Origin of the sequence: Trebonia sp., from assembly GCF_049794275.1 — a bacterium.
Taxonomy (GTDB): domain Bacteria; phylum Actinomycetota; class Actinomycetes; order Streptosporangiales; family Streptosporangiaceae; genus Trebonia.
The window spans coordinates 1-4198 of sequence record NZ_JBARCR010001224.1; the positions used below are offsets into that span (position 1 = coordinate 1).

The following is a 4198-nucleotide window of genomic DNA, read 5'->3' on the forward strand; positions in this document are numbered from 1 at the left end:
GCCCATGGCGGCGAGCAGCTTCGCCGATCCCTGGTCCCACGGGTTGGGCAACAGCAGCGGATCCCCCGGGCGGTGCAGCTCGAGGAACCGTTCCGCCTTTTCCTGCTGGGTTGTCATGGCCTGAAAGTACCCGGGCCGTCAGCTCGCGTCGAGGACCGCAGGGTGCAGCCCGAGCAGATCCGCCACTCCCGCCGGCTTTGTTGATGTGGTGACCATTTTCAAGCCGTTGAAACGATTAGATGTGGTCACGGCGTCAACAAAGCGGCCGGGAGTCAACAAAGCAGTCCGCCGGGCGCCGGCCCGCGGCGGAGAAGCCGCCGTCTAGACCCCGCCGGGCCGGAAGGAACAGCGATGACCTGCCCGCTGCCCGGCGTGCGCGATGGGCTAACTTAGCTGGGTGCAGGCATCGACCGTTCGCGGCTACGGCTATAGGTACCGGCGGTGGGTTCTCGACTCGCTTACGTACATCGACGTGCAGGACCTCGCGACCGGCGGTGATCACATCCCGGAACTGGGCGAGCTCTACGTCGACGTCGCGCTGGTCAGCCGGGCCGCGTACCAGGCGTCAGGCGCCCCGCTCAGCCAGGCAGCCGACGACGCCTCCAAAAGGCATTCGATCACCGAGCTTCTCGATCGCCGCTCGCCCGTGGTCCTCGCGCTGCTCGGCCAGCCGGGAAGCGGGAAGAGCACCCTGCTCGCCCACGCGGCCCGCCGCAGCGCCCAGCTGGCCGGGCCCGGACGCCGGGGCCAGCGGCGCGTCCCCATCCTGCTCGCGCTGCGCAGGCACGCCGAGTTGATCGTCGCCGATCCAGCGATCTCGCTGCCCGACGTCGTACGAGACATGGCCGGCGCCGGACCGGGTAAGGAACCACGCGGCTGGTGGGAGCGCCAGCTCCGCCGCGGCCAGTGCATGGTCCTGCTCGATGGCCTTGATGAGGTTGCGCACGTCTACGACCGCCTCACTGTGGCCGATTGGGTCGAGCGCCAGATCGCCGCTCACCCGGGCAACCACTTCGTGGTCACTTCCAGGGTCCACGGCATCCCCGGCCCGCTGCCCGCTCAGGCCGATGTCTTCATGGTCCGGCCGTTCACGGCGGATCAGGTCCAGCTCTTTCTGGACCGCTGGTACCTGGCCGCCGAGCGGCACGCGACCGGCGGCTCTGGCAGGAGCGCACAGCCTGCCGTCCGAATACGAGCCCGCGAGTCCGTTGCCAGGCTCACCACCCGCCTAGCGCAGCATCCGGCACTGCGCGACCTGGCGGCCAATCCACTGCTGCTGACGATGATCGCCACGGCACACCGGTACCGTGGCGCACTGCCGGACAGCCGCGCCGACCTCTACGGGGAGATCTGCCACGTCCTGCTTTCGCGTCGTGATCAGTCCAAGGACTTCCCCGCGCTGCTGTCCTGGTCCGTTAAACAGGCGCTCCTGGCCGCGCTCGCCTACCAGATGATGCGCGAGCACGTCAGCAGCCTCCCCGCCGACCGCGTCCTGGAAATCCTCAGGCCCCAGCTGGAACGCTTCCCCTCGTCGGTCACTGGTGAAGCGTTCCTCGACGAGGTCGCGCGCAACGGCCTGCTGATCGAAGCGCCCGCAGGCAGGTACTCCTTCGCGCACCTGACCTTCCAGGAGTACCTGGCAGCCCGGCACGTCAGCACCAGCCCCGATCATGTGAAGCGCCTCGCCGGCAATGTGAGCGACCCCTGGTGGCGCGAGACCATCCTGCTGTACGCGGCGACCGCCGACGCCAGTCTCATCGTCAGCGCCTGCCTGGACAACCCCACGATCCCTGCTCTCACCCTGGCCTTCGACTGCGGCGAAGCCAGCACCGAAATGGATCCTGACCTGCGCCAGCGCCTCGACCTTGAGCGCCAGCGGGCATTCGAGCCGGACTGCTCAGCCGAGCACCGGCGGCTGATCGCCGGCGTCACGGCCACGCGCCTCACGCGCCAGACCCTCACCACCGCCGCCGGGACCAGGATCTGCGCCCAGCCCGTCCCCGCAGACCTGTACTGGCTCTTCCTGGCCGACACCCAGGCGCCCCGGCCTGACAGTCCGTGCGATCCCCGCGCCGACCAGCCTGCCACCGGGTCCTGGGGAACCGAGGCACAAGCCTTCGTTCGGTGGCTGAACTCGGTTACCGCGACCGCCGCGGGCATCGAGGTCAGGCTCCCGCGTCACGAAGAGCTTCAGGAAGAGGCCATCGCCAGCGCACTGAGCGGCCAGCTCCCTGCCTCCGTGACGGGTGCGTGGACTCAGCCGGGCCCGGAACTGTGGCTTCGTCCTGGGCAGCCCCATCCGCACGAGCTGAGCGGCACCACGCTGCGGCAGGCAATCGCCGTCGACGCCGAGAAGACCGCCATCGTGCCTCAGGTACTCACCGCGGCAGTCCTCAACGTGTTCGTCAACATCATCCGCGACCTTGTCGACGTTCGTGCCCTCAGCGGCGCTCTCGCCGACGACCTCGCCGCTCGCGCCAGGTCTGGCGGGCAGGCAGTCGACCTCATGCATGCGCACGCCCGCGCCATCGTCCTCACCTATGCCGACGCCCTCGACCTCACCCGTGCCGACGCGATCACCCAGACATGCGCGGCCGACCCCTACCTCATCCACGCCCTCGATCTCGATGGTGCTCGCGACCTGGCCCACTCCATCGCCCGCGACCTCACCAGTGCCATCAGCCTCGCCCGCACCCGCGCCGTCGAGCTCGTCGACGCCATCGATGCCGATCGGAGCGTCCTCAGCGCCTTCGACTACGACTTCGACATCGATGACGCCATCGACCGTGCCCGCGCTCACGCGGGCGAGCTCGAGCGAGCGGACATGCTCGCCCGTCGCATCGCCGGCGACTCAGATCCTGACCTCACGCGCCTCTTCGGCCTCACCAGTGTCCGCACCCTCGACCCGGCGCTCCCGCTCCCCGGAGTCCTGGGGCTCTCCCTGCGGTGGATCGCTGACGGAAGGCTCGCTCGCATCCTGCTTCAGGTACTGGCCGAGATATCGCATCCGAGCTGGGGCGCCCGCCCGCTGCCTGGCGACCTTTACCTGGCATTCGCACGCGCGCTTTCGCTGCGGGCGGGGATTCGCGAGACCACGCAGCTCAGAGCAGCCCTGGCCTATCCGCTTACCGACGCACTCCGTGAGCTGGAGGCAGCCGAGTCCCGCGAAGGCGATGGGGCTCCCGACGAGAACCGGGTAACGGGGTTCCGCCGCCTGGCGGACGCCTGCGTGCCGATGTACGGGACGCATCAGTCTCCCGGCCCGTCCGAGGCAGCGGCGATAAGAGCTGTCGCGCTTGCCCTCGCCGACGGCGCAGCCGTGCCAGAGTCACGGATCGTGCCACTTCCCCTGCCGCACCAGCTTGACGCCTCGGACGTCTTGCGGACAGTCGCCGCCACCGTCACCCTGATCGAGAACCTGAGCACGGGTGAGTCCGAGACCGGCGAGTCCATCATCCTGGCCCTGGCATAGGGCCATCTACGGCAGGGATTTAAGTCACGATGCGAAGTCGGGGGTAGCCGACCTGGCAGACTCGGTGCGGTCCTTAGGCTCCTCCCACTCCTCTTGCCGTCCGAGAGCGGTGAGGTCGAGGAAGTAATAGGAGCCCCCGGTGGACTCCAGTCCCCTGGCGTACTGGGAGTACGTGTGGAACACGCGGCCGTCCGCCTGGAGGAAGCAGCTCAGGCCAGGCATGTCGTAGGGCTGGTCGGCCGTCTTCATGCTCTCCTGGCCCGCGGCCGCGTACTCATCGAGAGAGCGGTAGTTGTACTCGCCGAAGCCGCGGGAGGCGTCGATCGTGACGCCGAAGTCGTAGTTGAAGTCGGACCCGGAGGACGAGTACCAGGGCAGCTCCCACCCCTTCCTGGCTTTCCAGCTCTGGAGCTTATCCAGCGGCGCCCTTGACACCATCGCGTACGTGGTGTCCCGGACGTGGAGGTGCTCGAGGAAGCCGGGCGACAGCTCGTCGGTGCCGGCGCTGCAGCTGGAGCAGCCTTCCTCCCACTCCGGGTGGAACATGAAGTGGTAGATCATGAGCTGGGGACGGTTCTCGAAGAGGTCGATGAGGCGCACTCTGCCGTCCGGGCCGTCGAACTGGTAGTCCTTCACGATCTCGATCATGGGCAGGTTCCGGCGTTCGGTGCTGAGCGCGTCGTGCTGCCTGGTCAGGTTCTTCTCCTTCGCCAGCAGCTCCTTGCG

Annotated in this window: 2 protein-coding genes; one reads left to right on the forward strand and one right to left on the reverse strand. The window is 68.2% G+C overall.

Annotated features, from left to right (window positions below; genetic code table 11):
* Nucleotides 1–397: 397 nt before the first annotated feature.
* The gene (locus WA805_RS30020; RefSeq protein WP_425244009.1) at nt 398–3472 is read left to right on the forward strand and encodes an NACHT domain-containing protein; all 3075 of its coding nucleotides are present in this window, start codon (nt 398–400) and stop codon (nt 3470–3472) included.
* 24 nt (nt 3473–3496) lie between these two features.
* Here WA805_RS30020 and WA805_RS30025 read toward each other — a convergent pair.
* A partial coding sequence (locus WA805_RS30025; protein WP_425244010.1) for a DUF899 domain-containing protein occupies nt 3497–4198 on the reverse strand: 702 nt, incomplete at its 5' end.